This is a genomic window from Nocardia amamiensis (genome assembly GCF_015477605.1).
GTDB lineage: Bacteria > Actinomycetota > Actinomycetes > Mycobacteriales > Mycobacteriaceae > Nocardia > Nocardia amamiensis_A.
This window is the reverse complement of the sequence record NZ_JADLQX010000025.1, coordinates 1-25,275: the sequence shown is the minus strand read 5'-3', so window position 1 is coordinate 25,275 and position 25,275 is coordinate 1. Positions and strand designations below refer to the sequence as shown.

General features: G+C 65.4%; 29 protein-coding genes and 2 pseudogenes. 16 read left to right on the top strand and 15 right to left on the bottom strand.

Features of this window, described 5'->3' with window-relative positions:
• Positions 1 to 44 precede the first annotated feature (44 nt).
• A complete protein-coding gene (locus IU459_RS27700) occupies positions 45 to 1,241 on the bottom strand; it encodes a L,D-transpeptidase (RefSeq protein ID WP_324199054.1) in 1,197 nt (398 codons plus the stop codon).
• A 420-nt stretch (positions 1,242 to 1,661) separates the two neighbouring features.
• On the opposite strand from IU459_RS27700, the gene IU459_RS27695 reads away from it, so the two are divergent.
• On the top strand, positions 1,662 to 2,879 hold the full coding sequence (locus IU459_RS27695; RefSeq protein ID WP_195132563.1) for an NAD(P)/FAD-dependent oxidoreductase: 1,218 nt from the start codon (positions 1,662 to 1,664) through the stop codon (positions 2,877 to 2,879).
• Between the two features lie 104 nt (positions 2,880 to 2,983).
• Here IU459_RS27695 and IU459_RS27690 read toward each other — a convergent pair whose 3' ends face one another.
• Together IU459_RS27690 and IU459_RS27685 are read right to left on the bottom strand one after the other, a co-directional pair.
• Positions 2,984 to 3,811 (bottom strand): enoyl-CoA hydratase-related protein, encoded by an 828-nt coding sequence (locus IU459_RS27690; RefSeq protein WP_195132519.1) that lies wholly within the window; start codon positions 3,809 to 3,811, stop codon positions 2,984 to 2,986.
• A gap of 45 nt (positions 3,812 to 3,856) precedes the next feature.
• Positions 3,857 to 4,519 carry an HAD family hydrolase gene (locus IU459_RS27685; protein WP_195132518.1) on the bottom strand — a complete coding sequence of 221 codons (663 nt, stop codon included), beginning with the start codon at positions 4,517 to 4,519 and terminating at the stop codon, positions 3,857 to 3,859.
• 73 nt (positions 4,520 to 4,592) lie between these two features.
• On the opposite strand from IU459_RS27685, the gene IU459_RS27680 reads away from it, so the two are divergent.
• The gene (locus tag IU459_RS27680) at positions 4,593 to 4,751 is read left to right on the top strand and encodes a hypothetical protein (RefSeq protein ID WP_195132517.1); all 159 of its coding nucleotides are present in this window, start codon (positions 4,593 to 4,595) and stop codon (positions 4,749 to 4,751) included.
• Positions 4,752 to 4,764: 13 nt separating this feature from the next.
• Here IU459_RS27680 and IU459_RS27675 read toward each other — a convergent pair whose 3' ends face one another.
• Positions 4,765 to 5,091, bottom strand: a complete 327-nt coding sequence (locus IU459_RS27675) for a hypothetical protein (protein ID WP_324199053.1) — start codon at positions 5,089 to 5,091, stop codon at positions 4,765 to 4,767.
• 645 nt (positions 5,092 to 5,736) lie between these two features.
• On the opposite strand from IU459_RS27675, the gene IU459_RS27670 reads away from it, so the two are divergent.
• Positions 5,737 to 6,213, top strand: a complete 477-nt coding sequence (locus tag IU459_RS27670) for a hypothetical protein (RefSeq protein ID WP_195132516.1) — start codon at positions 5,737 to 5,739, stop codon at positions 6,211 to 6,213.
• Between the two features lie 44 nt (positions 6,214 to 6,257).
• Here the strand turns inward: IU459_RS27670 and IU459_RS27665 are convergent, their stop codons facing one another.
• Entirely contained in the window at positions 6,258 to 6,434 is a 177-nt protein-coding gene (locus IU459_RS27665; protein WP_195132515.1) for a hypothetical protein, read from the bottom strand.
• 724 nt (positions 6,435 to 7,158) lie between these two features.
• Here IU459_RS27665 and IU459_RS27660 point away from each other — a divergent pair.
• The 7 genes from IU459_RS27660 to IU459_RS27630 all read left to right on the top strand — a co-directional run bounded on the left by IU459_RS27660 (position 7,159) and on the right by IU459_RS27630 (position 11,533).
• Positions 7,159 to 8,058, top strand: coding sequence for an AraC family transcriptional regulator (locus tag IU459_RS27660; protein WP_195132514.1), 900 nt, complete (start codon positions 7,159 to 7,161; stop codon positions 8,056 to 8,058).
• 146 nt (positions 8,059 to 8,204) lie between these two features.
• Positions 8,205 to 8,585 (top strand): peptidase inhibitor family I36 protein, encoded by a 381-nt coding sequence (locus tag IU459_RS27655; RefSeq protein WP_195132513.1) that lies wholly within the window; start codon positions 8,205 to 8,207, stop codon positions 8,583 to 8,585.
• A gap of 705 nt (positions 8,586 to 9,290) precedes the next feature.
• Positions 9,291 to 9,638 (top strand): ArsR/SmtB family transcription factor, encoded by a 348-nt coding sequence (locus tag IU459_RS27650; protein ID WP_324199052.1) that lies wholly within the window; start codon positions 9,291 to 9,293, stop codon positions 9,636 to 9,638.
• Positions 9,635 to 10,138 carry an SRPBCC family protein gene (locus IU459_RS27645; RefSeq protein WP_195132512.1) on the top strand — a complete coding sequence of 168 codons (504 nt, stop codon included), beginning with the start codon at positions 9,635 to 9,637 and terminating at the stop codon, positions 10,136 to 10,138. The genes IU459_RS27650 and IU459_RS27645 overlap by 4 nt, the downstream gene beginning before the upstream one ends.
• Positions 10,139 to 10,186: 48 nt before the next feature.
• On the top strand, positions 10,187 to 10,747 hold the full coding sequence (locus tag IU459_RS27640; RefSeq protein ID WP_228838617.1) for a dihydrofolate reductase family protein: 561 nt from the start codon (positions 10,187 to 10,189) through the stop codon (positions 10,745 to 10,747).
• Positions 10,728 to 11,171, top strand: coding sequence for a nitroreductase family deazaflavin-dependent oxidoreductase (locus tag IU459_RS27635; protein ID WP_228838616.1), 444 nt, complete (start codon positions 10,728 to 10,730; stop codon positions 11,169 to 11,171). Before IU459_RS27640 ends, IU459_RS27635 begins: the two co-directional genes overlap by 20 nt.
• The gene (locus IU459_RS27630) at positions 11,168 to 11,533 is read left to right on the top strand and encodes a TetR/AcrR family transcriptional regulator C-terminal domain-containing protein (protein WP_195132510.1); all 366 of its coding nucleotides are present in this window, start codon (positions 11,168 to 11,170) and stop codon (positions 11,531 to 11,533) included. The genes IU459_RS27635 and IU459_RS27630 overlap by 4 nt, the downstream gene beginning before the upstream one ends.
• A 23-nt stretch (positions 11,534 to 11,556) precedes the next feature.
• On the opposite strand, the gene IU459_RS27625 is transcribed toward IU459_RS27630, so the two are convergent.
• Complete coding sequence (locus tag IU459_RS27625) at positions 11,557 to 11,820, bottom strand: hypothetical protein (RefSeq protein ID WP_195132509.1); 264 nt, start codon at positions 11,818 to 11,820, stop codon at positions 11,557 to 11,559.
• A 136-nt stretch (positions 11,821 to 11,956) separates the two neighbouring features.
• On the opposite strand from IU459_RS27625, the gene IU459_RS27620 reads away from it, so the two are divergent.
• The 3 genes from IU459_RS27620 to IU459_RS27610 all read left to right on the top strand — a co-directional run bounded on the left by IU459_RS27620 (position 11,957) and on the right by IU459_RS27610 (position 14,186).
• The gene (locus IU459_RS27620) at positions 11,957 to 12,529 is read left to right on the top strand and encodes a TetR/AcrR family transcriptional regulator (RefSeq protein ID WP_195132508.1); all 573 of its coding nucleotides are present in this window, start codon (positions 11,957 to 11,959) and stop codon (positions 12,527 to 12,529) included.
• 660 nt (positions 12,530 to 13,189) lie between these two features.
• On the top strand, positions 13,190 to 13,666 hold the full coding sequence (locus IU459_RS27615; protein WP_195132507.1) for a DUF1772 domain-containing protein: 477 nt from the start codon (positions 13,190 to 13,192) through the stop codon (positions 13,664 to 13,666).
• 121 nt (positions 13,667 to 13,787) lie between these two features.
• Complete coding sequence (locus IU459_RS27610) at positions 13,788 to 14,186, top strand: PPOX class F420-dependent oxidoreductase (protein ID WP_195132506.1); 399 nt, start codon at positions 13,788 to 13,790, stop codon at positions 14,184 to 14,186.
• A 98-nt stretch (positions 14,187 to 14,284) separates the two neighbouring features.
• On the opposite strand, the gene IU459_RS27605 is transcribed toward IU459_RS27610, so the two are convergent.
• Together IU459_RS27605 and IU459_RS27600 are read right to left on the bottom strand one after the other, a co-directional pair.
• The gene (locus tag IU459_RS27605; protein WP_195132505.1) at positions 14,285 to 14,815 is read right to left on the bottom strand and encodes a hypothetical protein; all 531 of its coding nucleotides are present in this window, start codon (positions 14,813 to 14,815) and stop codon (positions 14,285 to 14,287) included.
• Between the two features lie 61 nt (positions 14,816 to 14,876).
• Positions 14,877 to 15,335 carry a MarR family winged helix-turn-helix transcriptional regulator gene (locus IU459_RS27600; protein WP_195132504.1) on the bottom strand — a complete coding sequence of 153 codons (459 nt, stop codon included), beginning with the start codon at positions 15,333 to 15,335 and terminating at the stop codon, positions 14,877 to 14,879.
• A 63-nt stretch (positions 15,336 to 15,398) separates the two neighbouring features.
• Here IU459_RS27600 and IU459_RS27595 point away from each other — a divergent pair, with 63 nt between their 5' ends.
• A complete protein-coding gene (locus IU459_RS27595) occupies positions 15,399 to 15,767 on the top strand; it encodes a VOC family protein (protein ID WP_195132503.1) in 369 nt (122 codons plus the stop codon).
• A gap of 60 nt (positions 15,768 to 15,827) precedes the next feature.
• Here the strand turns inward: IU459_RS27595 and IU459_RS27590 are convergent, their stop codons facing one another.
• Together IU459_RS27590 and IU459_RS27585 are read right to left on the bottom strand one after the other, a co-directional pair.
• Positions 15,828 to 16,769 (bottom strand): NADP-dependent oxidoreductase, encoded by a 942-nt coding sequence (locus IU459_RS27590; protein WP_195132502.1) that lies wholly within the window; start codon positions 16,767 to 16,769, stop codon positions 15,828 to 15,830.
• The gene (locus tag IU459_RS27585; protein WP_195132501.1) at positions 16,766 to 17,428 is read right to left on the bottom strand and encodes a hypothetical protein; all 663 of its coding nucleotides are present in this window, start codon (positions 17,426 to 17,428) and stop codon (positions 16,766 to 16,768) included. Before IU459_RS27585 ends, IU459_RS27590 begins: the two co-directional genes overlap by 4 nt.
• Before the next feature lie 229 nt (positions 17,429 to 17,657).
• Here IU459_RS27585 and IU459_RS39805 point away from each other — a divergent pair, with 229 nt between their 5' ends.
• On the top strand, positions 17,658 to 18,683 hold the full coding sequence (locus IU459_RS39805; RefSeq protein ID WP_195132500.1) for an AraC family transcriptional regulator: 1,026 nt from the start codon (positions 17,658 to 17,660) through the stop codon (positions 18,681 to 18,683).
• Between the two features lie 693 nt (positions 18,684 to 19,376).
• Here IU459_RS39805 and IU459_RS27575 read toward each other — a convergent pair.
• Positions 19,377 to 20,255: an alpha/beta fold hydrolase gene (locus tag IU459_RS27575; protein ID WP_195132499.1), complete on the bottom strand. Its 879-nt coding sequence runs from the start codon at positions 20,253 to 20,255 to the stop codon at positions 19,377 to 19,379.
• Positions 20,256 to 20,326: 71 nt separating this feature from the next.
• Between IU459_RS27575 and IU459_RS27570 the strand changes: the two genes are divergently transcribed.
• Positions 20,327 to 20,968 (top strand): TetR/AcrR family transcriptional regulator, encoded by a 642-nt coding sequence (locus tag IU459_RS27570; protein WP_195132498.1) that lies wholly within the window; start codon positions 20,327 to 20,329, stop codon positions 20,966 to 20,968.
• 28 nt (positions 20,969 to 20,996) lie between these two features.
• On the opposite strand, the pseudogene IU459_RS38760 reads toward IU459_RS27570, so the two are convergent.
• From IU459_RS38760 to IU459_RS27555, 4 genes and pseudogenes are all read right to left on the bottom strand, one after another.
• A pseudogene (locus tag IU459_RS38760) lies at positions 20,997 to 21,224 on the bottom strand (metallophosphoesterase family protein); the annotation flags it as partial.
• A gap of 539 nt (positions 21,225 to 21,763) precedes the next feature.
• Positions 21,764 to 23,374, bottom strand: coding sequence for a DUF707 domain-containing protein (locus IU459_RS27565; RefSeq protein ID WP_195132497.1), 1,611 nt, complete (start codon positions 23,372 to 23,374; stop codon positions 21,764 to 21,766).
• 9 nt (positions 23,375 to 23,383) lie between these two features.
• Entirely contained in the window at positions 23,384 to 24,463 is a 1,080-nt protein-coding gene (locus IU459_RS27560; protein ID WP_195132496.1) for a glycosyltransferase, read from the bottom strand.
• A 15-nt stretch (positions 24,464 to 24,478) separates the two neighbouring features.
• Positions 24,479 to 25,275 (bottom strand): annotated as a pseudogene (locus IU459_RS27555) (hypothetical protein); the annotation flags it as partial.

Here is a 25,275-nt window from a genome sequence, read left to right as displayed (position 1 = left end):
CGGAGTCGAATGACGACCAGATCAGCCGCTCTTTCTCGTTCGTGTCATGTGTGGGCGCCACCGCGAAGCCAGTCGGTCCACGGGATGCTCCAGTCGCCGTTGTGCCAGATATCGAGGGGGTCGCCGCCGGTGTTGCGGACCTCGACTACGTCGCCGGGGATGACGAAGTCATAGAACCATGCGGCGTCGGCAGGGGAGAGGTTCAGGCAGCCGTGTGAGACGTTGGTATTGCCTTGGGCCCACATGCTCGCGGCCAATGCGTGCACGAAGATTCCGTCGTGGCTGATGCGGACCGCATGGTTGATGCTCGTGCGGTATCCGAGGGCGGAGCCGGTGGGCAGGCCGTAGCTGGCGGAGTCCATGATCACCGGATTGTTTCGGTCCAGCACGGTGTAGATGCCTGGGCGAGTCCAGAACGACATGACTCTGCCGCCGACGACCGTGGTGCCGCCCATGCCCATCGATGTAGGCATGGTGCGCACAAGGTTTCCGTTGTCGAAGACCTCGATCTGCTTGGTACGGTCGTCGGCGATCGCAACGTGCGCGGGCCCGATGACCACCGAAACCCGTTGGTCACGCAGTCCGTAGCGGCCCTCGCCGAGCGCGCGGCCGAAGAGTTCGGCCGCGATCGTAATCCTGGTTCCCGGTGCGTGATAGTGCTCCGGCCGCCAGTGTGCGTTCTGATCGTCGAGCCAGTACCAGGCACCGGCGACGGCCGGCTGGGTGGTGACCTTCAGGTGGCGTTCCGCGGCCACCCGATCCACGGGTTCGTCGAAATGGGCGACGAGCACGAAACCTACTCCGTAGATGTCGTTTTCGACCAGCTCGACGAGATTGGCGGAGCGTAGGGAGACGTCGATGAGCTGATGCGGTTGCACTGTGGTGCAGGTGGTCGTCGCGGTGACGTCGCCGGTTTCGCCGTGCGCCACGGCTTTCGCGGTGTAGGTGTGTCCGTAGCCGAGTGGTTCGGCACTGGTCCAGGCTCGACGATCGGGTGCCGATACGCCCGGCAGCGACCTGCCCGTTTCATCGACCCATTCGACCGACCGCAGCGTCCCGTCGGTGACAGTGATCGTGGCGGGACTGCGCGCTTCGACATCGTGGGTACCGGGTGCGGGATCGAATCGGATTGTCGCGGGTTTGGGTGGCGGCGCCAGTTCTCGCGCCCACCCCCATCCGGCCAAGGCAAGGCCACCCGCACCGGCGAAGCCGATCAGCAGCCGACGACGTCCCACTGCCACCGTCTTATCTCCCTTCTGCCGGGTGCTGGGCCGACCTCTGTCCGCCAGCATGCGGCAGCTACGCGCCGCCCGTGACACTGACGACCAGCATCTCCACCGATCCGCCGCACAACCGATACCGATCCTCGATCGATCCAGACGGTCGTCGGTGGTCTGCGAAGACCTCGATCAGGTGTTTGCGCTGACTACACCCCGGCAGCCTGCTCGCGGCCGACCCGGCCACGTCGGTCATCACCTATTGCGAGACCGTTGCCCTGCCCACGTGCTCGCAGCAGCGCTGGCGGCACCCCACGGGCCCAATACGGCCGTCGGAGAATGGGAGCACGCGATGGCGGGCCCCACTCCAGCGCCCTGACCAGCAGCATCAACGATCACGAAGTCCGGCTGGAGCATTAGGATGACGATGTGCAGCGCGCTGCAGTGACCGAGCCTTCGCGTGTCGTGGTTCTCGGGTCCGGGTTTGCGGGTCTGTGGGCGGCGCTCGCGGCGGCCCGGCGGCTCGACGAGCTCGGTGTGGCGGTCGGAACCGTCGATGTCACGACAATCAGTTCCACGCCGTATCACGACATCCGCGTGCGCGATTATGAGACCGATCTGAGCACATCCCGCATACCGCTCAGCGCTCTTCTCGATCCGGTCGGAATCAAGCACATCATCGGCGAAGTGACGGCGATCGATGCTGCGGCACGGGTCGTGGAATCCACCGCGGGCGCTCACGGCTACGACCGGCTGGTGCTCGCGTTGGGCAGCCAGGTGGTCAAGCCCGACATCCCTGGCCTACGGGAGTTCGGTTTCGACATCGACACCCATGACGCAGCGACCAGACTGCAAGCCCACCTGCGCCGGCTGGCCGAGGGCCCCGCTGACCCGGCGGCCGCGACAGTAGTCGTCGTCGGGGCAGGTTTGACGGGGATCGAAGAGGCGACCGGACTGCCCGCGATGCTCGCCGACTCCTTTGCCACGCGTGCCGTCACACCGCGGGTCATCCTGATCGACCGCAACCCCGTCGTCGGCTCGGACATGGGCCTATCGGCGCGACCGGTCATCGAGGCGGCGCTGGCCTACACCGGGATCGAGACCAAGTTGGGCGTCGGGGTCGTCGCCATCGGTCAGCGCGGCGTGACACTCACCTCGGGCGAAGTGGTGGCCGCCGCCACTGTCGTCTGGTGTGCCGGCATGCGGGCCAACCTGCTGACCGCAGACTTCGGGGTCGACCGTGACCGGCTGGGTCGACTCCCCGTCGACGATTACCTGCGGGTCTGCGGTGTGCCCGGGGTATTCGCCGCCGGTGACGTCGCCGCCGCAAGAATGGACGACGAGCATATGTCGGTGATGTCCTGCCAGCACAGCCGCCCGATGGGCCGATGGGCGGGATACAACGTCATCGGCGATCTTCTGGGCAAGCCCATGAAGCCGTTGCGGATCCCCTGGTATGTAACGGTTCTCGATCTGGGACCGGCAGGAGCGGTGTATACCGAGGGCTGGGACCGCCACGTGGTCGCGTGCGGAGAGGAGGCTAAAGACACGAAGCGCGCCATCAATACCCGGCGTATCTATCCTCCGTTGAACCGCGACCGCGACGCATTGCTGGCCGCCGCCGCGCCCGAACTGCAGACCGCGCCCGAGCACGGACACTAGTGCGCCCACGCCTTCCGCGCAGCGCCGAGCCCACGGCACTGGTCTGCAACCACTCTGAACGACGGAAGGAGAGGCCCCCGCCATCCCGGCGCGGGCCGCGTAATTCAGTCGGCAGCGATGGGGTGCAGCGGAGCGAACTCGGGCGGGCGGCGCTCGAGGTAGCTCGTCACGCCCTCGGTCGCATCCGGATGGGTGAAGGATGCGGGCATCAGGTCCTCGGCTTCCGCGACCGCCGTCGCGAAATCCGCGTGCATGGCGCGATTGACCTGACTCTTGACCAGGCTCATCGAGTTGGGGGAGCAGAAATTCGCCAATTCGGTCGCATAGGCGACCGCCTCGCCCAACAGGTTCTCCGGCGAGCAGATCCGATCGACGAGTCCCATCGCATAGGCTTCCTCGCCGCGGATCACCCGGCCCGACAGCAGCAGATCCAGGGCGCGGCTACGACCTATCAGGCGAGGAAGCAGCCACGCGATTCCGTACTCTGCGATCAATCCCCGGCGCACGAAGGCCGTCGTGAATTTCGCCTCCGGAGTAGTGAACCGTAGATCGCAGTAGAGCGCCTCGACCAGACCCAGGCCAGCCGCCGCACCGTTGACGGCGGCGATCAATGGCTTTCGGACCGACAAGGGAAACTCGCGGGGCCGGGGCCGCGGGGGGACGGTGAGATCCGTGCGGTTGCTGATCTGCTGCAGATCCTCCATGTCGGCTCCGGCGCAGAAACCTCGCCCCGCTCCGGTGACGACGATGGCCCGGACGTCGGGGGCGTTCTCCGCCTCGTCCAGCAATTCGAAGTAGCGCGCTTCGAGAGTATCGTTCCAGGCATTGAGCCGGTCCGGCCGGTTGAGTGTCAGGATCTGCACTGGGCCGCGCTTTTCGGCCAGGACGGTGTCGCTGGGCTCCTGGATGATCGGACTCAATGACGTGTCCATCCGTTCTTTGTTTCGAAATGCTTTGCCACTCGCTGTGGGAGAGAATCAGAAGGTTGGGTGCGGACCGAGTGCGCCCCATAGTTGTCTGGCCGTGTCGGACGCCTCCCGATGCAGGACGCCGGTGAGCCCCACACCCTCGGCCGCGACAATGTTCTGCCTCAGGTCGTCCACCATCACGGTGGCTTCCGGATCGGAACCCAAACGGGCGCAGGCGATTTCGTACGCTCGGGCGGAAGGCTTGCGGGTTCGGATCTCGCCGGAGATCGTGACAGCGTCGAACATCTCGTCCAGGTCGAATCCGGCATAGCAGTCGTCGCCGAGCGAGTTGGACAACAGCCCTACCCGAAACCCGGCTGCCCTGACGTCGGCCACCAGTCGGATCATGTCGTCATCGGCGCGCATCGTGGACTGGATGCGTCGAACCAAGCCGGATCCGTTCACGTCGACGCCATGATGGCGCAGCCTTGCCGCGAATCCCTGTTCGAACTGCCGCTCGCCGATCCGACCCTCCTCATGAGCGATCAACAGCGCCCGCGCGTCCGAGTCCTGGCCGAGCAGGCGCAGCGGCAACCTCGGATCGCAGCCGAGGGAGGCGCCGAGCGCCTCGAACGCCCCGAAGACGCTGGACGTCAGCACGCCGCCGAAATCGAACAGCACCGCGGTTGCGCGATGGTCGTTCTCGGCCGATGCCGGTGCCGGGCTGGTCATGAGAACCCCTTCCGCTCAGTCGCTCGAGTGGACCATAATTGAATCTGAGTTCATATTCAATATAGTCGACGCCGTGAGGGGTTTTCCCGGGATAGTCGTGGGCTCGGGCAACGTCGCGGCTCCGTCGGAAGGTGTGCGCGATGTCGTCGCGTTGCCTCTAGCCACGATCACCGCCGCTCTCGATACGAAAGTCCAGCGGTATCTCCACGGGATGCTGCCACCGCGCGCCTGACGGAGCGGTCCTGTCAGGCGGCGAAGACGGTGCGGACGACGGACTCGTCGCCGTCGACCTCGACCAGTCCGAGAGTGCGGGCGTCGCCGAGGGTGAGGGCGCCGGCAGCGAGGCCGAGGACGTAGGCGGGCTCGGCGCGGACGGTGGCGTCGAGGTAGCGGCCGTCGTGCGGGCCGACCTCGAAGCCGGAGCGCGTCGCGCGGAGCTGGAAGGGCGGGCCGCCGATCTCGAGACCGACCGTCGCAGAGGGGCGGACCTTGACCCGGGTGTCGAGCAAGGCGGGGACGGCGAGGGTGAGCCATTCGGGGCGGAAAGAGTCGCCGTCAGGGCCGCGGACCATCAACGGGGTGGACCAGCGGATCAGGCTCTCAATCGGCTGGCGCAGCTCGGCGCCCCGTCGAGAGTCAGCGGCGTCGTGTCCCTCATGCGTGCGTAGTGGCGGAGTAGGGCATGAGAGCGCATGTGCGCGTGGATGAGTGCGTCCAAGGGGCCTCGAACAACCAGTCCGGTGTGCCGGTGCGGGCGTGTCCAGTGCCGGCGTGCCGATCCAGATCGACGAGTACCGCGAGATCGCATGGTCAGGTCGGTGATGAGTCGTTGCATGAGCAGCGGCCAGATCTGCACCTGATTGCGTTCGGTGACGATCGCCAGAGCCAGGTCGTGGATCTTCTTGGCGTTCGAGTCGGGTCCTGACTTTACTCCAGTATTGTGCGCCAACCGATTCCGTCGTCCGGTCGAATCCGGAAGCGCTATTCGAAATTGTTCGTATAGGTCGCGCGCCTGCCCAAAAACTACCGTTGATCTGCGCGAAAGTAAGCAACCGCGAGCCGTCTCCGGCGGAATCGGAGCGCGACCCGGCGAAGTCGCTCAGCCTGGGCAGGCAGCCACATGTGCTGCGCGGCAATGGCGGTCGGGACTGGACTCGGCTGTGGGCGCGCACCGGTCATTCATCTTCCGAAGACGGGCACAGACAGGAGCAACCTCCATGCACACCATCCGAAAAACCCTCCACGCGCTGATCTTGTGCATCACGGTCGGACTTGCCGCGACGCTGGCGGCGGGTCCGGCCTCAGCGGACCGCAATGTCGTGTGCCGTGTCGAGCTGACCTTTCGGATCGCCGGCGACGACCTACGAGGCAACACCCTCGTTCAGGTCACGCTGGGTACGAAGAGCTTTCTCGTCAGTGGCGGGATACCGGGCAACACCATCGACTCCAGGATCGGCGAGTTCGAGGGGTGCGTACCTAACCAACCGGCGCTGGAAGGCGGCTTTGCGATCACGTCCATCTCCAATCCGTCGTGGCCGGAGACCACCGACAACTGGGACCTGGCCGGCTTAACGCTGCGTGACCCCGACACCGATTTCATCTACTTCGACAAGCAAGCGAGGGGAACACGGCTGATCCACCGGTTCACCGGCGAGGAGCCCACCATCCACACCGGCCCTATCCACCTGGGGTGAGCTGAGGGTCAGCGCTCACCCCTGGAACCGCTGACCCTCCGGCCTCATCGCCGTAGGCCGTCCCGCTTCGTATCAGCTCTGCACCGCCCCGGGCGGTGCAGAGCCACACCTCCGACGAGGAACTCGATGAAGTCGTCGTCAGCGGTGGAAGGCAGCACCGCGTCGGCATCCACCGTCTCCCCGAACACCAGCTCGCCCGTCTCGGCGGCGGCCAGTTCCACACTGGCAGCGTACCGTCGGGCAGTTCGAGGTGCCGAGCCGACGAGCTCGACCACCTCTGCGGGCAGGCTCCTCTATCTCGCCGTCGGACCTACGACTACCGTCCAGATACGCTGTAGCCCTGTGGTCTACCACCACAGCTGGTTAGCTTCTGCAGTGCTATATCTTCCCTGGCCGCAATGCCGCAGATTCCAGGCCCACCCATATCGGCGTGGTCCTCGAGAACGGAAATCGGGTACCCAAAGTTCCCCGTCAGTAGTCGACCAGTTCGCGGACCAGGCTCGGAAACCGGCGTGGGTGGTTCGCCGAATCGGATCGAGACGCCGTCAGCGTTGGTGAGGACGTCATCGATGGTGAGCAGGACGATTCTGCTGAGCGGCTGCCCGTAGAGCAGCAGCAAGGTGAACGCGACCCGCAGTCGGAGGTCGATCTGGTTGTCGGTGAGGAGCTTCCGGAGAATATGCAGGCGCTGACTGTTCCGGCAACGGGCCGACCAGCGGAAACGGCTGTGGATTCCTGACCCCAGTGAAGCGTCCACAAGACGCGCTACGAAATGCGAAACCGATTGTGTGCCCGCAGGTGTCGACGGACAATACCTTCGGCATCCACTGATCCAGGCCCGTTCGCGCGGCGCCTGCTGCTTGGAGGGCAGTCGGAATGTTCGTTGAACCGCTGTCGGGGCATCGCTATTTTCGGACCGCTGACCCCGAGGTGGCCCGGGCCGGGATGAGTGGCATTCTGCGTGAGCACCGGCTCGACCCGGGCGCTTCCGCCATGGAGGCCAGCTGCAATGTCGTCCGGTACGGCGATGTCGGCCTCGTCTACAAGCATTACGGGGTTCAGGTTCGGATCCGGACCGAACCCATCGAAACCTTCCGCCTGGTTCAAATACCGCTGGCAGGGTGGGCCCGGATACTCAACGGGACCGCGGATATTGCCTCCGGCCCGGCGGTGGCCTCGGTTCCGGACCCGGACGCGCCCCTGGACATGAACTGGCACGAGAGCAGCAGGCAACTCCTCGTCCGATTCGACCGTGCCGCGTTGGACGACCATTTGCGGCGGATGCTGGGCCGGCCGCCGAATCGACCGCTGCGGATGGCCATCGCCATGCAATTGCGATCACCGGCCGCCCGGATCTGGTTCGAATCGGTGCGCATGCTGCAGACCGACGCCGAAGGCCCCGGCCTGTTCCTGGATCCGCAGCTGCGGCCGCAGATCGAGCAGCTGATGATGTCCCAATTCCTGCTGGCCCAGCCGAACAGCTACTCGGAGCTCCTGCTCGACGGCGCCCCCGGAAAGTCGACGCCGCGTCCCATCCGCCTGGCCGAACAACTCATTACCGACCATGCGCACGAAATGCTCACCATCACCGACATCGCAGAGGCAGTGGGACTTTCGGTGCGGAGCCTGCAGGAGGGCTTCCGCCGATACCTCGACACCACACCGACGGCGCGATTGCGTGAAGCCCGGCTGGTGGGCGTGCACGCCGCGCTGGTCGCCGCGGACCCCACCATGACCACGGTCGCCGCGGTGGCCGCGGACTGGGGGTTCTGGCATCTGGGCCGTTTTTCGGCCCTGTACCGGCGGCGATGGGGTGTGCCGCCGTCGGTGACGCTGCGCGCCTGACCCGCCGCGCAGCGCCGAACCTGCCGCGCGGCCCGGACAGAACTCGCGCGAGGTGGATAGTCGCGGACGGCCGGGTCCCCCCATCATGAGTGCGGCGGATTTCCGCCGCACCGATACTCGATCCCATCGGCTTCGAAGGGTCAATTATGTTTTCACTCACACAGTTTCGCCGTCTCAGCGTCGCGGCGGCGGCCACCCTCGCGGTCGCCGGGTACGGCGCAGCCCTCGCGCCGACGCCGGCGTCGGCGGCCTACGACTGCCCGGGCGGACTGTTCTGCGGCTACGACCACCGCAACGGCACCGGCATGTTCGTGCAGGTCGACAACAACTGCCTGCTGCACGACATCGGCAACGAAGGAAATGGAGATCGTCTGAGCTCGTACTGGAACCGCACCGGAAAGACGGTCGGCGTCTACAACTGGACCGGTCAGGAGTGGCAACTGCTCGTCTCGGTCCCCGACAACAGCAAGGGCAATGTGCCTGCCGACGGTGACAACAAGGCCGACGCCCTGTGGGTCTGCGGCTGAGGGTTGCAATTCGCAATACTCGGTAACTCTCCCGGCGCGCAGCCGGGAGGGTTTACTGTGCTCTTCGGACAGTTCCCGGAGCACGTCCCAGGCGCCGGTGAGCGTGGCGAACTCCCGTCGCATCCGTTCGAAGCGCTGCCGTACCAGCAGATCGACGGCGGAGGTGGGGATATCGCGGTATGCGAGCCGGTCACCAGGCCCAACCTACGCAGCTCCGCTATGACCACCCGTATATTGGGCTCGCCCAGCTCGGAGCCACCGGCGTCCGGGCCGATGTGAGGGTTGCGCAGCAGGTAGCGGTACACCCGCTCCTGCTCGGCGGTCAGCCCCAGCCTCGACAAGCTCATCGCTGCCTCACCGCCGGCCTTCGATCGTTCCGGCCTGATTAGACAGGTGAATTTCAGCGTCAGTTGCAGGTGAATTTGGGCGTCACCCTGGGCCTGGAACGGCGGTTTGTGCTGACGAAAAGTGACGTCACCTCCGGGGTGGGCGGTGTCTGTTTCGGGTGCTGCTGTCGTTGTTCGGTCGTGCCGTGCGTTGTGGGAGTCGGACAGTCAGGCCGGTGTCGGTCGTCCAGGGTGGCGTGGCTTTCCTCGATGCCGCCGAGCAGGATGCTGAACCGGTGGAGGTGCCGGCGTGGACCTTGGCCCGGAACATTCAACCCGATGGTTGACAATTGGTTGACGTTCGGGGATATTCAACCTCGTGGTTGAGAATTCGTCGGAGCGACTGGACACGATCTTCCACGCATTGTCCGATCCGACTCGCCGAGCAATGCTGAGCCTCCTCGCGGGCGGGGAGCGCTCGGTGGGTGAGCTGGCGGCGCCGTTCTCGATGTCGCTGGCAGCGGCGTCCAAGCACATCAAAGTGCTCGAACGTGCGGGCATGGTGCGGCGGTTCGTCCATGGACGCACTCATACCTGTGCGCTGGACGTGGCACCGCTGCGCGATGGTGCCGCCTGGCTCCACTACTACGAGCAGTTCTGGCACGAGCGGATCGACGCACTCGAAGCGGCCCTCGAAGCCGACGACCTCGAAAAGGAAGAGCAATGAGCGAATACTGCACCCTGGTCACCCCGGAGACGCTTCGCATCGAACGTGAAGTGCGTGGCCCGATCGAGCGGGTCTGGGCATTTCTCACCGAGCCGGACAAACGCAAAACGTGGCTGGCGGCGGGCGGCGTCGAGCCGCGAGTCGGCGGCGCGGCGGAACATGTATTCCGCAATGCGGAGCTCACCGGCCACCCGCGCGGCACGGTCGATGAACACCTGATCGAGGGCACGGTATTGGCGTGGGAGCCATCGCGGTTGCTGTCCTACACCTGGGAAGACGGTTCCGATGTCACGTTCGAGCTGACCCCGGTCGGCGACCGGGTCCGGCTCGTCGTCACCCACCGCCGGATCGCCGACCGTGACGGCATCGTCAACTACGGCGCAGGCTGGCATGCGCATCTGAACCTGCTCGTCGACCGACTGGCCGACCGCACACCGCCGCACTTCGACGACGTCATGGCCGATCTGCGTGTCGAATACGCCGCGCGAATCGGCAATTGAACCGAAACACATTGGGAGAGAACAATAATGCGCAGAATTATCGCAGCCATGAAGATCTCGATCGACGGGAAGACCGAGGGTTCGCAGGGATACGCGGACTGGGTGGACGGCTGGTCGGACGACTACGATCTGACATCACAAGTGGACGCGTGCGTGCTCGGCGGCCGGATGTACCCCGGATATGAGCAGTACTGGACCACGATCCAGAACCAGCCCGATGAAGTCCATCCGCAGAGCGGCAGCGTGCCCACGCCCGGAGAGATCGAATGGGCGCAGGTCGCTCGCCGGACCCCGCACTACGTGGTGTCGAACACCCTGACCTCGGCCAAATGGCCGAACACGAAATTCCTGCGCGGCCTGGACGAACTCGCGGCGCTCAAGTTGGACCGCGGCAAAGACATCTACCTGATGGGTGGGGCCGCCATCACGGCCAGTGCCATCGATGCCGGGCTCGTGGATGAACTGCGGCTGATCGTTTACCCGCTGATCGCGGGCGAGGGTACGGGGCTCTTCGCGACGTCGGAAAAACGTCGCGCGGTCGAACTGCGCAATGTCGAGCAACTGCCGGACGGCCGCCTCGGCCTTGTTTATGAGATCGGCCATGACTGACTTCGATTGCCGGACCGTCGAGGCGTTTCGCGCGAACCGCGGACGGGTCGGCGGGGTGTTGGCAGGCACCCCGCTGATCCTGATCCACCATATCGGTGCCAAATCCGGGATCGAGCGCGTCACGCCGCTGGCTTACTTCGCCCAAAATGACGGCGACTTCGCGATCGTCGCGTCCAACGGCGGATCGCCGACACACCCGATGTGGTACTACAACCTCAAGGCCAATCCGACGATCACGGTCGAGGTGGGTATCGAGAGGTTCCCGGCGCAGGCCGAGGAGTTGGTGGGCACCGCACGCGCGGAACTCTGGTCGAAGCTTCTCGCCGAATCTGCCGAGCTCACCGAATATCAGGGCAGGACCGAGCGAATGATCCCGCTATTGCTCTTGCGGCGTCTCGGCCCGAGTTGCGCAGAACGGCGGTGAGCCCCGTCCATGGTCTGCAGGACGCCGCACGACCAGTTCGACCTCGGCTTCTTCGCCGGGAACTCGACCTCGACGCCGATACCGCGATGCACGCCGCCATCACCCTTTTCGGCTATGTGCGCGGCTGCGCCACCGACCTCGAACACGATCGCATCGCCACCGACGAGACCGGCATCGACGCCGAAACCGAACTCGTGGAATCGGATTCGCAGCTCGCGGCCATTCTTGCCAATGGCCGCTACCCGCACTTCGCCGCCCTGCGCGCCGCCCCCGGAGTCATCATCGACCCCGAGTCGCTGTTCTACTTCGGCCTGAACCGCTTGCTCGACGGCATCACCATTGCCGCAGCTGTTGCGCCATAAGCCGCGGGAAGCCGCAGTGGCGCTCACACTGTGGTGGCGGACCGGATAGCGGCGAGCAGTTCGGTGGTGGATGTGTCCAGGTCGAAGTCGTGTTCGGCGGCCATGCGGGCGATCACGCCGTTGCGCAGTGCGAGGATGAACCCGGCCATCATGTCGGTGTTGAAATCCCGGAACTCGCTCGCGCGCTGCCCGGCGGCCAGCAGGTCGGCGAGTTTCGCCCGATCCGAAGCCGCCAGCATTCCGGAGTTCTTGCTGTCGGGGGCGGCAACCTCATCGGCTAACCCCATGTCAGCGATTCCAGGATCGATACACGGGCTCTGGATACTACGGCGATCGATTCCTGCTTCAGGTTGAAGCGTTGCGTCGGCAATGATTGATGAGATCTAGTAACGCTAGATTGTCAAGCGATGCTATAGTCGGCCTATGGCGACCCAGACGCGACGAGAACGGGAACGCGCCGAACGGCACCGGCTGATCATCGACACTGCTCGGGAGCTGGCCGAGTCGCAGGGCTGGGACGCGGTGACTGTGCGCAGGCTGGCGGAACGGATCGAATACAGCCAGCCTGTGCTGTATTCGCACTTCGCGGGCAAGGACGAGATCGTCACGGCGGTCGCCGAGGAAGGTATCGCGGAGATGGCCGCGTGGAGCCGCGCGGCGTTGGAGTCCGCGGGCGGCGAGCCGCGCGCAGCGTTGGCGGCGGTGGCGCGGTCCTACCTCGACTTCGCGACCGCGCGGCCCGCGCTCTACGACGCGATGTTCCTGATGAAGGTGAACCTCGCGTTCGGCGAGAATGCCTCGCAGCCGCTGCGGGACGCGTTCGCCGTCATGTTCGCCGCCTTCTCACCGTTCGCGGGCGAGCACGATCCGGAGACCTTCACCGAGGTCGGCTGGAGTGCCCTGCACGGCTTGGCGACCCTGGACCGCGGTGGACGTCTGCGGCCGGCTCAGCGGGACGCTCGCCTGGCGGTGTTGGTCGACCAGTGGACACGGTAAGCCTCTGCCGGGGTTGAGCGCATCGATCTGGGAGTCGTCTTTCTGCCCGCGAGTGGAGACCCGCGCGTAGACGAACCGAGTCATGCCCAGAACTGTTCCCCAAAGGGACGACATCGCTGGTTTCGTCCCGTAGATTCCGCACACGGGTTGTGACCCGATTCGTGGTTTCGGCAAGCTGCGGTTTCGCGATGCCGGTGCGCCGAATCGAGTTTGGGTCAGAAACGACCATTTTTGACCCATCGCATCGCGCGGTATGCGGCAGATGAGTGCGTTTCTGCGGGTGGCCTCGGTGCGTGGCAGTGATGCCGCCGCCTGAGCTGCGGCGGCATCACTGGCCGGCAGGTCGGCTCACCGGCGTCAAGGCGGGGGAGTGGCCAGGTGTCGTCGATCGCCGACCCCGGCGCGGTCAGGCTGCCGCAACTGACCGCGTTGAGGCCCAGCGCCACCAGCGGATCCAGTAGACCGAAGATCTGCAACGTTCGGTGACCGGCTTGCCGCGTGACGGCGTCTGCTCGGCCGGAACGGGCGTGTGCAGCTTGCTGATCCGAGCGCGATCCCCGCGGTAGCGGTCTGATATCTAGCAGGGCTAGACAATCTAGCGAGCGAATGTTAACGTTGCTTCGATTGCTAGCGCTGCTAGCTCCTGGAAGGAGGCCGAAAATGCTGATTGTCACGGGCCAGATCATTGCCGCCGTCGCCGTTCTCTCCAATGCCATCGTCTATGGCACCGATGTCTGCGTGGCCGTGATCACCCGGTCCGTATACCGCAAGCTCGATGATGCGACCGTGACCATGAGTGCGGGATGGGGTCACTATTACGGCGATAAACGCATGCCGGTTGTCGGTGCGGTCGGTACGGTGACCGCGGTGCTCACGCTGCTGATCGCGCTGTGGGCCGGGCAGATCGGCGCCGCTGTCGCGGCGGGGATAACGGTGGCGGCGCTGCTGACCTGGCTCGCCTTCTACGTCCGCATCGCCAAGCCGATCAACTCCCAGCAGACCGCCGCCGCGCAGAGCGGCATCATTCCGGCCAACGCCCGCGCGCTGCAGGACAAGTGGGACAGCATTCTGAAGTACCGGGTCACCCTGCAGTTCATTGCCATTGCCGGACTGTGCGCCGCGCTGATCCTGTTCTGATCGCAGAGCACGGGGTAGGCGGTGTCGCGCGTGAGTAGCAGCTTGCGCTTCCCGCACCCAACAACTTCCGGCTGATCGCCGGGGGCACACCTGATATCGAATTCACTGAGGAGTAACTGACATGACCTTCACCATCAATGAACAACAGTTCCTCGCGGAGGCCGGGATCGGTCGGCTGGCCACGGTGTCGCCCGACGGCGTTGTGCAGAACAACCCGACCAGCTATCGGGTGAACGCCGACGGCACGATCGACATCGGGGGCATGCGGATGCGTGCCAGTCGAAAGTTCCGCAATGTCGAGGCGGGCAGCCGGGTGTCGTTCGTCATCGACCAACAGGTTTCCTTGGAGCCATACGTGATTCGCGGCATCGAGGTACGCGGCACGGCCGAGGCGCTCGATGACGAGGAGCCACCGTTCCAACCCCAGGAACGCGCGGTCATCCGAATTCACCCCGAACGGATTATCTCCTGGGGCATTGACGGCGGATCCTTCGACTTCACCAGTCGCGGCGCCGAGTAGTCAGGCATCGTGGGCGATCCCACACGTAAGGCCGTCACCGACCGTGGCGGCGCGGCGGGTTCGTTCGTCGAGCTGGGCCAGTTTTCCGGTGGCCGCGGTCAGGCTGACGCGCAGGCCTTCGGCTTCGCCGAGCGAGCCTTGCTGTTCGGCCTCGGTGATGCGATGGGTGCGTTGTCGCGAATTTGTTCGAGCCGGCCGAAGCCACCGTCGAGCCCACCACCACCAACGCCGCCGACGAGCGGATCAAGGTCCCGGCGCCGCGGTTGAACCTCGAGGACTCGGAGTGCCCACGTTCGGCTCGATCTCCGGAAGAAGCTCTGCACCATGGGAATCAAGTTCATAGAAGCCTGTGTCGATGTTCGCTCCTGCGGCCGGTTCCGCAACAACGCACCCGGCTGGAACAAATCCCAGACAACCTCACCACCCGGATCGGCGAAGCAGAGCGAGAGGGATGGCACGGCGAGATCGAAGGCCTGCAAGTAAGCCCCGCCGGTGCTGAAGGCAAACTGGCCCAACTCGACGAGGAAGCAGCCCGGCGAACCGTCATCATCAGCCTCGGCATGCCGACAATCAGCTTCATCGCGGAAGAGGGTGTAGTCGGGGTCTGTCGGTTTCGAAGTTGACTGCACGGATTTTCACGCTCGGCTGCACTCCTATCCGGGCGCGGCGAGACGTGCGCCGGGGAACGAGCTATGCACCGTCGTTGCCATCGCGCAGGGAATGGATCATGCTCCGCAGGATCCGGAACGCGTCTGACTGCTCGGTCTCGGTCAGGCCGGCCAGCATTCTGACCTCGACGGACCGGACCGCTACGGTCGCCTTCTCGAGGCTCCGTCGTCCGCGAGGCGTGAGCCGCGTGGGAAGAACCTTTCCGACGGGTGCCTGCGCGGGCCTGGTCACGTAGCCGTCTCGTTCCAGGGCCTGGAGTAGCACGTTCATCGTCTGCCGTGTCACGAACGCGCCCCGCGCGAGCTCGGAATTCGACAGGCCCGGTCGTTGAGCCAGCAGCTCGAGGCAGGAGTAGTGCGTCACGCTCATCCCGAGTGGCCGCAGCACCTCCTCCATGGCTACGCGGAGGGCGCTCGAAGCCTCTTTCAGCAGGTAGCCCAGTGACGTCTCCAGGTCGACGCCGGCACCGTCTTGACTCATGTCAGCATTCTGACATAGATTGGCCCGTGTCAGAAACCTGACACGTAAAGAAGGAGCATCATCATGCCCGCCACCGGCCCCGACTTCATCTCGCTCCAAGCGCGCGACCTCGACGCCTCGCAGGCGTTCTACGAGCAGTACCTCGGCCTCGTCCGCTCGCAGACCGGACCTCCGCACGCCGTCGTCTTCGAGACGAAGCCGATCGCGTTCGCACTCCGCGACGTCGTTCCCGGCACCGATCTCGCATCCGCTGCTCAGCCCGGCATCGGTGCCGCGATCTGGCTCCACGCCACAGACATCCAGGCAATTCACGATGCTCTCGTCGCCGACGGTCACACCATCGTCTCCGCACCGATCGACGGCCCCTTCGGTCGGACATTCACCTTCGCCGACCCCGACGGCTACCAGATCACTCTCCACGACCGCGCCTGACAGGCCAAACGCCACCGGAAGATCACCGGCCCCCGCAGACCGCGGCCGACTCATGATGGCTCAGTAGACGTCGAGCACGATCCGGCCGCGCACGTGGTCGGTTTCGCCAACCTTGTGCGCTTCGGCGGCCTGCGCCAACGGGAGTGCACGGTCGACTGCAACGCGAACTGCGCCATCGGCCAAATGTTGCGCGACAGCTTTCAACGCCTGCGGGTCGGGGCCGACATAGACATACCCAGCGCGGACCTGTTGCGCCTCGAGCTGAGCACGGTACTCGGGTTGCTCTCCTTTGAGGGTGACGACAATTCCCCCAGGGCGGACCGCGTTCACCAGATCGAGGAAGTCGGCGCCGCCGCGGGAATCGACGACGACATCCACCTTCGACACCAGCTCGCTGATTGGTCCCAAGCCATAGTCGACCACCTGGTCCACACCGAGGTCGATAAGAAAGTCACGGTTGCGCGCCGAGGCGGTCGCGATCACTTCCGCGCCAGTGAGATGCGCCAATTGCGCAGCGATGTGTCCGACACCGCCTGCGGCTCCGTGGATCAGCACCCGCTGTCCAGCCCGCAGATCGGCGTGGCGGAACAGTGCCTGCCAGGCAGTGATCGCAGGCATCGGCGCACCGGCGGCTTGGCGATGGTCGATGGCACTCGGCTTGAGTGCCACATCTGTGACAGGCGCGGCAACGTACTCGGCATAGCAGCTCGCAAGCGCGGGGAAGCTCAACATCCCGAACACGTCGTCTCCTTCCCGTAGTCCGGTCACACCTGACCCACAGGCCATTACCGTGCCCGACATATCCCAGCCGAGGATCGCCGGGAAACGAGACACCCTCACTCCTAGACCGGCGCGAGTCAACCAATCAATGGCGTTGACACCCGCGGCTCGAACCCGCACCACGACCTGTCCAGCTGACGGTTCCGGCACGGCCACCTCCGCCACCCGAAGCACCTCGGGCGGCCCGAACCGTTCGGCCACCACGGCGCGCATTCGTGTCATCTGGATATTCCCTTTCGCATCACAACCGGTGTGCGATCGGGGCCTCGCAACCTGTCTGTGGCCCGGTAGCGGCGGTCCTGATACCGGTAGAAGACGGCTATGAGCACTGTGGACAGCACCACCGCGACGGGAACAGCCACTGCGAGATCAATACCGAAAAGTCTCACCAGCGGCAACACAATTCCGGCTCCCGCCACCACGCTGTTGATCGAAGCGATGGTGCTGGCGGTGGTGAACAGACCGACCAACGGGCTTCTCGTCACCGCCAATGACGCCAAAGCTTGTCCGGTTTCGTCCTCCGCATCGCCCCAGGACTGGAAGAACTGCGCCGCCTCCGGCGAAAGGGTTCGGTAGCGAGCCCTGATCCGAGCTATGCCCGCCAAATAGGTGATGTTCTGAATTCCGGTGTCGACCAGCCGAACGACGGTGAGCACGCCTAGCAGAAGGAGCACCGGAATCACGGCGGCCGCAAACGCGGGAAAGATATCGGGTGACTGGGCAGCGAACCCCATGGCCACCAGCGAGCTCGACAGCGACGATAGATACAGTGTGGCGCGCCCCAAAGCCTCGCTGACGGTTGTGCTGGCGGCGGATTGCAGCACGAAATGCTCGGTTACCAAGGCGTTCATCAACGCTGGCGCGATCGGCTCATCCGCCATGGCCCACCACCACATCGTCGGGCACGATTCCGCGGTAAACATCGCCGTCGGGAGTCAGCGTCGCTCGACCTCGCCGCATGCTCTGAGCTGTGGTGATTGTGCCCATCGACCTCGCACCTTCCGTGCTCTAGTGGAACGCGAGCAACGTTAGGTTCGCCGGGACCGCGATTGAATGGCTGATACGCTCGCATTTCTGTCCCAACGTCTTCGGGATGCGGTGAGGTAGCGAGTGGATGTATTCAGCGACGCCCTCACTGCGCTGCGAACCGGTACACCGGTGTTCACCCGCACCGACGCCCGCGCGCCGTGGAGCATGCGATTCCCCGCTGTCTCCGGCGCCAGTTTCCATGTGGTCCTGCACGGCAGTTGCTTGCTCGTCCCACCCGACGGCGGCGCCTCAGTCCGGCTCGATACCGGCGACACCGTGTTCCTGCGACAGGGCAGCGGACATACGCTGTGCAGCGACCAGGTCCTGGCGCCGGACGTGTTCACCCAAGATCGGGTCGACCACAGCTCCTACATCCGTCAGTTACTGATCGACGGCAAGACGGTAGACCGCCGAGTGGCCGTCGAAGCGCAAGGGGATCAGCCCGTCCTCGGTTGCGGTCTGTACAAAGACGGGCCGGGCGAACGGACCGTCCTTGCTTGCGGCGCTTACAAACTCGACGTAACCCGGCAGCATCCGCTGATGGCGGGGATGCCTGAGGTGATCCATCTGCCTGCCGCGAGCCAGCAGCCCGCCCTCCGTATCGCAGTCGGCCAGCTGACCAGCGAGATGGACAATCCGGGCCCCGGCAGCGACAGCATCGTCGCGGCCCTGATCGACCTGCTCCTGCTGCTGATCATGCGAGCCTGGTATCAGGGCATGACGGCGGATCGTGCGAAAGGATGGGCGGCAGCGGTCACCGACCCCGTCATCGCGCCCGCGCTGCGCGCCATCCACGCCGACCCTGGCCATCCGTGGACCGTCGAGGAACTCAGCCGAGCGTCCGGTCTGTCGCGCGCCGCGTTCGCCAAGCGGTTCACCGCCGTGCTGGGGGAGCCGCCGCTCGGTTATCTCACCAGTTGGCGGATGACCGCGGCGGGCAGGCTGCTGCGCGAAACCGATGCCCCGCTGGCGACCGTGGCCGAACGAGCCGGATACAGCTCGGAATTCGCGTTCGCGAAGGCATTCAAACGCGAATACGGTGTCGCGCCGGGCAGTTACCGGCGCGCGTCCCGCAGTGGGCTGGCCGACGTGCAGCTCTCGGGTTAGCCACGCGCGAAACCAGCGGCAAACCGGTTCTTCGTCCGGCACCTGAAGTGAGGCCGGGCCGTCAGGCCGGCAGCAGACGATAGGAGCTGTCGGCCGGGATGCCGCTTCCTGGACACGATCGGGCCCGCCAACACCCGCCGCGCCTACGGCATCGCGTACAGGATGGCCGCCGCCGCTCGCTGCGGCGTCAGGATACTCCACGCCGTCTGGTACGTTCGCGGTGCAGCGGACGGCTGACCCTCCCGGACCGTCACCCGGGCAGCGACGACGAATATAGCGAAGTGCTGGCCCAGCTCACCACGCGACTGGCTGAGCGCAAGGCGAAGTCCGATTGATTCCTACCGGCCGCATCGGCGTGGTTGAGTATCGTAACCGGCCGGCCGCCTTGCCCAGCAGCGTGCGTCCGTGCCATACGGGTGACAGAGCACTGAAAGCCGACCACCATACGCTCCTGGCCATTACCGCGCACTGGAAGACGTTGTACACCAATGATTTTGGACCTAGCAGAGGCGTGGTCAGTACCGCGGCGACCGCCAACTGCAGTCCGGCCGACACCGTCGGGTCGCGTCGACGAGACTCGGCGTTGACTGCACCTGTTGCCTGTCTTACTCCGGGCTGTACCCCGTACCGCAAAGTGAGGTGCATGCGGCGGCGGGGGTGACTGCGGTCGCAGTTGCCGGGCGTTGGTAGCGGTCAGCGTGTCAAGAAGGCGCGCAGTGCGGTTATCAGCGCGGCCGGATCGTCCTCCTGGACGTTGTGCCCGGCGTCCGGTACGACCACGAGTTCCCCGTCCGGTATGCGTTCGACCAGTCGTTCGGCCGCGGCTTGAGAAAGTGCCCTGCTGCGTCCGCCGCGCACCAACAGCACCCGCACCCCGCTCAGCTGAGCGGCCAGCCGATCGATGGCGGCGAGAATAGCGGGGAAGTCGGGTGGACTCGGATCGGCCTTCGGCACCCAATCGCCATCGGGCGCCTGGCGAAACAGTGTGCTCATGCGGTAGGCGACTGTCGCGCGGTTGGCGCGTGGATTGACCCGCATGGCGGCATCTACCACCGTCTGGAGTTCGCGCACCGGGCCGAGCCCGGTGATGAATGCTCGCATTCGCTGGGTGCTGTCGAAGTCCACGCCGGGGGCGACATCGATGAGTGCCAGCCGGTCGACTCGGTCGGGCCGCGCGTCAGCGACGTGCGCGGCGACCACGCCGCCGAGTGACATTCCGACCAGCCCGACCCGATCGAAGCCGAGGTGGTCGGCCGTAGCGACGACGTCGGCCGCAAGGGTGTCGATGCTGTAGTCGTCGGACCAGTCGCTGTCACCGTGTCCGCGCAGATCCAGCGCGACCAGCCGGACATCGCCGCGCAGGCCGAGGCAGACGAAATCCCATGTGTGCGCGGTTAATTTGCCGCCGTGCAGCAGCAGTACCGGAAATCGGGTTCCGCCCCAGTCCAATCCGTGTAGCCGACAGCCCGCATGGGAGAAGCGGATCTCGCGGGGTGGTGTCGAATCGTGGATCGAGACGCCCAGTGTCACCGCCAGATCGGTCATCGCGGGAATCGTGGATTGTCCGTGCACGACGCCACCTCCTTACCTTGAGCATCCAAGGTAAGAGGAGCTACTTTGACTTGTCAAGGTAGGATCTATGAGTGGCTAACCGAGTGCGACGCAAACCCGATGACGCCAAGCGGATCATTTTGGAGGCGGCGGGCAAGCTGCTGGCCACGGGTGGACCGGCCGCGGTGCAGGTGCGTGCGGTCGCCGCCGAGATCGGGGTGTCCGATGCCGCGGTCAACCATCACTTCGGCACGCGTGACCAACTGCTGGAGGCATTGCTGCGATTCGGCGGGACCAAACTGAAGACGGAACTGCACGCCGTTCTGGGTGCGTGGACGGATCGTCCGATCGACCCCGCCGAGTTGGTGCATGCGCTGTCGGCGCTGTACGCCGACGGTTATGCCGAACTGGCGCTTGCGCTGCACCGGTCCGGTTGGCGGGACACCGGCAGCGGACTGCTCGATCAGGTGGTGGACCGGCTGCACGCCCAGGCGTGCGAGAGCTGCGTGGCCCTCGGGCGAACGCCGCCGACACGCGAGGCGATTCAGCTGACGGTGGCCGCATTGCACCAGGCTGTTGCGATGGAGCCGCTGTTCGGCGATGAATTCCGCCGCAGCGCCGGCCTGGGCGCGGGCGCGCGGGATCGCACGGTCGACTGGTGGATCGAGACCCTGCGCACGGCCGTCGCCCCAGAGCAAGTGCCGACGCCTCGCACCGGGGAAAAGGATAATTGAATATTTCATTGAACCGGTCGCATTGGAAGAGTCCGTCGAGGTCGGCATGAGCGATCCCGGGCAGCCGCGCGCGGAGCTCGGGACCGTCGTTGTTGCCGTAGACGCCGATGAGGCGCATACTGCGCACTGCCAGCCGGTACAGCAGGGCGAGCTCCACCCAGTCGCCCGCGTGTCCGACCACGTCGGCCGCGCCGACCTCGCGCCAGAGCATCCCCGGCAGATCCCGTGCCCGCGTGGGAACGTGCGTATCGGACATGATCAGCAATTGGACGTCCGATTGTCTGTATGCCCGCCGTGACGGTGACGCGGCGCGGCGCGCCGGTACGACAGTTCCGATCGCGTAGTCCGGAGGGCGTAGGCGAGGTCGAGCAGGAGCAGAACACCGGTGCGCTCGATGAGTTCGCACAGAATCGGGCCGATCAACTCGGCAGAGCGGCGGGATCGGCGAATTGCGGTACGTGCCGGTACGACCGGGCGATGTGCGCTGGAACAGCGTGGATCCAGCGGTGGACCATTGTGGCTGCCTTGTGAGAGGGCTCGCCGTAGATCCTCGAGGCAAGTGGACCCAGCACGCGTCGAGGGTCGTCCACCACGAACGTCGGTAGCTCGGTACATGGCCGGTCGCTGATCGCCGCGACCGCGCCGCGGGCTGCCGCCTCGACCCTGACCTTCCTGGCCACGATCAGCCAGGTGCGCGGTATTGCGCTGGGGGTCAGCACATTCGGCCAATCCGGATCTCTTGACGACGTCTACCGCTACCACGGCACCGACACCTCGTGCGCGCGGCCCTCGACCTCACCGACTGCCGGTAGCCGCTCTCGCACCGGTGGGGCCGCGCATCAGTCGCAGCGGCTCGGCGCGCATGAGCTCACCGGCCAGGAGCATCCGGTCGACCATGCCGTCGGACGGGATTCCGGCTTGGAAACAGGCGCGTGCGCCCGAGAGCTCGCCATGGGCGAGGGCCACCTGCAGCAGGTCTCTGGAGTGATGGGCGAAATGCCGTGCCTTGCTGCCGCCGACCTCGGCGACTTCTTCGGCTCGAGCCAGCCAGCTCTCGAAACTCGGATACGGGTAGTGCAGGATCATCGGCGCGGTCACGGTGCCGTGCACGCCGTCGAATCCGGTGAAACCGTACTCGTCCACCGGTGCGACTGCAGGGCCGAGACGGACCGCGCTGCGGTTGGCCGGTGTGTCGAGGAAGGGTGACCGCCCGCTGACCCGGAACACGGTGCACTCGTGGATCGGATCGGTCACCGGCACCGGGGAGGGGATGGCTTCGTGTCCGATGAATGTCACCTGCCCGGCGCCGGGAATCTGCCAGCGGCGGCGACCGTCGTCATAGAAGACCTCGTCGGGGCCGAGTGGTAGCAGCCATTGCATACCCGCCGCCTCGGCCGTTGCGGCGGCGTCGGCGATGTTGGCTACCTCGCGGGGAACCGTGTCGTCGGTGGGTGCCGCGTGGTCGCGAAGACTGACGGGCCGCTCACCGCGCACTGCGCTCAGCGCGGCCCGGACGTCCGGATCATCGGTGTAGACGATGGTCAATTCCGCTTGCGCGGAGTGGAAGTCGATCCAGCCGGCCAACTCGGGGCGCCACCGGTCGATGGTTACGCAGATCGCGGTGGGTTCAAGGGTTCCCGCCGGCCGGTTGGGTGCGCCGACGCCGCGGTGCACGCGCGGCGTCAAATCACTGATTTCGTGCGTGAGCAGATATTCGCAATACTCCGCCCACGTGTCGATCCCACTCGCCCGAGCCGCAGCGTAATTCGGCCCGCCGACCGGTCGGGTGTGCCGGACCGTTACGGCGTCGACGATGGCGATCGCTGTGGAGTCGGTGATGAATCGCGGCCAGTGGAAGTCCAGACCCCAGCCGGTCTGGGTGGCGTCGAAGGTCGGCAGGCAACGGCGCAGGAATTCCCGGCTGAAACAAGGCGCCATGATTTCGACGAAGTTCGTGTGCCGGAGGACGAATCGGCGATCGACGAGCGTGATCTCGTGGGAGTAGTAGCTGTCCTCGGTGAGCGCGGGCTGGGTCAGTGCGAGCCGGTGCTGCGCCGCGTATTGGAACAGCTCGTTGATGCTGGAGGTGTCGGCGGCCAGGTCGTCGTCGGGGAGCCAGACGTAATCGTATCGGTCGAGCACCTCAGCCAGGTCGACCGTCAGGACATGGTGCAGGGCAGGCCATTTCGGGCCTTTGCGGTCGATTCTGGTCACGTCCGCGACCCGGTAGCGGTCCGGGTCGTCACCGAAATAGCTCACCACCAGGTCCCAGGTGCGTGGATGCGGACCGGCCAGCCACTGCTCGTGCAGTGATTCGTCGCCCGCCCGCAGAACGACCAGGTTCCGGCGGCCCGATTCCGTCAGCACGGTAGGCCCTGTGTCCGACCGCGACAGTGTTCCCGTCACAGTGACCTCCTATGTCGCGTACCAGCCTTCGCCCCACAGCGTGAGCAAGCGTTCGAAATACGCCTCGTACTGTGGGGCGACGACGTCAGTGGAAAATTTCGAGATCGCGTAGTCGCGGATTCCGCGATAGTCGAGTTTGTCGACGGCGTCAGCGGCCTCGCAGAACTCGCGTAGCGTCCGGCAGCGAAAGCCCTGCACACCGTGCTGCACGGTTTCGGTGAACACACCCCAGTCGGTGGTGATCACCGGGGTCCCACACAGCATCGCCTCGGCGTGGACGCCACCGAAAGGTTCGAGATAGAGCGTCGGCACGAAAACCGCACGGGCCCGGCTCATCAACTCGCCGCGGCGCGTCGAGTCGACTACACCGACGTATTCGACGCAGTCGGCCTCGGGGACTTCCCCCGCGCCGGCGACGATCAGCTTCACGCCGAGCCGCGTGCAGGTGTCGATCGCGATCTGAATGCCTTTGGCCTCGACCATCCTGCCGATGAACAGGAAGTAGTCGTCCTTTTCGTCGGAGAACGGGAAGTCCGCCACGTCATAGTAGTTCGGGATCACGGCGTCGTAGAACTGGCCGCGGGCGCTCATGACGCCGGGGACACTCGCATACGAGCCGTAGACGGCATGCATCCACGCGTAGCTCTCGAACACACGATAGTTGGCGAACACCCCGCTGTAGCCGATGCCGAATTCGACGGTCATCAGCTCGGGAAAGGTATCTGCGATGGGCTTTTGGCAAGTGCCACCGAGGATTCCGATGAAGTCGTGCTCGATCTTCCGCTGGGCGATCTCGGTGACCGCGCGCTCGTTGGAGGTCTGCCAATGCACATCATGGGGACTCCACGTGAGATTGATGGGGTCCTTGTACAGGTCGGCGCCGCCGAACCACTCGGACTGCTCAGCTTTGGTGATGATCGGGACGAATTCCGTGCACGTCGCGTCGTTCTCCTCGCCGCCGTACAGGAATACCTCATGACCGAGCTCGGTCATCATCGAGGCGAAGCGCCGATTCTTCTGCGTATACGCGCACGGCTGATAGTGCCGGGTGGTCTCGGTATTGGGGAAATTCACGATATGAAAGCGCATGGTCGGCCGCCTGTCTCAACGATCGATGATGGGCCGGACCGACAGTGGATCGTCGCCGACGGCTTCCTCGAGGTGCTCGGGACCGTCCAGGTAGGCGGCACGTTTGCGCTCCTGCTGTTGTTGCTGGCCTTGTCCGCCCATGCCGCCGCCCATACCTCCGCCCATCGGGTAGCCGCCCATCCCCATCGGGTAGGCGGCGTTGGTTTGGGTTGCGGTGTCCGGGATTCCGGCACGGCCGGTGTTGGTGGGGGTGCCGGTCCCGGGGGCGCCGGCACGAGGGAACAGTTTGTCGTCGACCGGACTGCCGATCCCGGCTCCGCCGCCGGCCGATCCGCCGCCGAGGCCCGCCGGACTTATTGACCCGAACGGACCCGATGCGCCCCATGGGCCGGACGCACCCCATGGGCCGGTCGCGCCGAACGAGCCGGGGGTTCCGTTGAACATGGGGCCTGAATTCAGCTGAGCCAGCATGTCCGCGAGCTTGGACAACGGCCCCGAACTGCCGAGCGGGCTGGTCGAGTTGGTCGGACCGGTCGACCCGGTCGGCGTCGGTTGGTTGCCCGCGGAGTCCAAGCCGCTTTTGGAGGATGAAGGTGGAAGGCCGCTGGTGGTGGGAGGGTTGGCGCCGTCGCCGCCGGTGCCGCTGTTTCCGCCTGTGCCGGGTCCGCCGCTGTTGTTGCCTGCGCCGCCGCCGTTGCCGCTCCCGCCGCCATTGCCGCCGTTGTTGCCTCCGGTTCCCCCACCACCGCCTGTCCCACCATTGTTGGCGGGTGCCGCGGTATTCGGGTCGACGAATTCGGGGACCTGGCCGA

Coding starts and splice junctions, on each gene's coding strand:
- IU459_RS27685 (WP_195132518.1), bottom strand. CDS start 4,519: ATGACCAGCCCGGCACCGGCATCGGCCGAGAACGACCATCGCGCAACC.
- IU459_RS27670 (WP_195132516.1), top strand. CDS start 5,737: ATGCACACCATCCGAAAAACCCTCCACGCGCTGATCTTGTGCATCACG.
- IU459_RS27625 (WP_195132509.1), bottom strand. CDS start 11,820: ATGGGGTTAGCCGATGAGGTTGCCGCCCCCGACAGCAAGAACTCCGGA.
- IU459_RS27660 (WP_195132514.1), top strand. CDS start 7,159: ATGAGTGGCATTCTGCGTGAGCACCGGCTCGACCCGGGCGCTTCCGCC.
- IU459_RS27635 (WP_228838616.1), top strand. CDS start 10,728: ATGAGATCGGCCATGACTGACTTCGATTGCCGGACCGTCGAGGCGTTT.
- IU459_RS27585 (WP_195132501.1), bottom strand. CDS start 17,428: ATGGCGGATGAGCCGATCGCGCCAGCGTTGATGAACGCCTTGGTAACC.
- IU459_RS27690 (WP_195132519.1), bottom strand. CDS start 3,811: ATGGACACGTCATTGAGTCCGATCATCCAGGAGCCCAGCGACACCGTC.
- IU459_RS27590 (WP_195132502.1), bottom strand. CDS start 16,769: ATGACACGAATGCGCGCCGTGGTGGCCGAACGGTTCGGGCCGCCCGAG.
- IU459_RS27645 (WP_195132512.1), top strand. CDS start 9,635: ATGAGCGAATACTGCACCCTGGTCACCCCGGAGACGCTTCGCATCGAA.
- IU459_RS27620 (WP_195132508.1), top strand. CDS start 11,957: ATGGCGACCCAGACGCGACGAGAACGGGAACGCGCCGAACGGCACCGG.
- IU459_RS27640 (WP_228838617.1), top strand. CDS start 10,187: ATGAAGATCTCGATCGACGGGAAGACCGAGGGTTCGCAGGGATACGCG.
- IU459_RS27560 (WP_195132496.1), bottom strand. CDS start 24,463: ATGCGCTTTCATATCGTGAATTTCCCCAATACCGAGACCACCCGGCAC.
- IU459_RS27600 (WP_195132504.1), bottom strand. CDS start 15,335: ATGAGTCAAGACGGTGCCGGCGTCGACCTGGAGACGTCACTGGGCTAC.
- IU459_RS27595 (WP_195132503.1), top strand. CDS start 15,399: ATGCCCGCCACCGGCCCCGACTTCATCTCGCTCCAAGCGCGCGACCTC.
- IU459_RS27675 (WP_324199053.1), bottom strand. CDS start 5,091: ATGGTCCGCGGCCCTGACGGCGACTCTTTCCGCCCCGAATGGCTCACC.
- IU459_RS27615 (WP_195132507.1), top strand. CDS start 13,190: ATGCTGATTGTCACGGGCCAGATCATTGCCGCCGTCGCCGTTCTCTCC.
- IU459_RS27655 (WP_195132513.1), top strand. CDS start 8,205: ATGTTTTCACTCACACAGTTTCGCCGTCTCAGCGTCGCGGCGGCGGCC.
- IU459_RS27610 (WP_195132506.1), top strand. CDS start 13,788: ATGACCTTCACCATCAATGAACAACAGTTCCTCGCGGAGGCCGGGATC.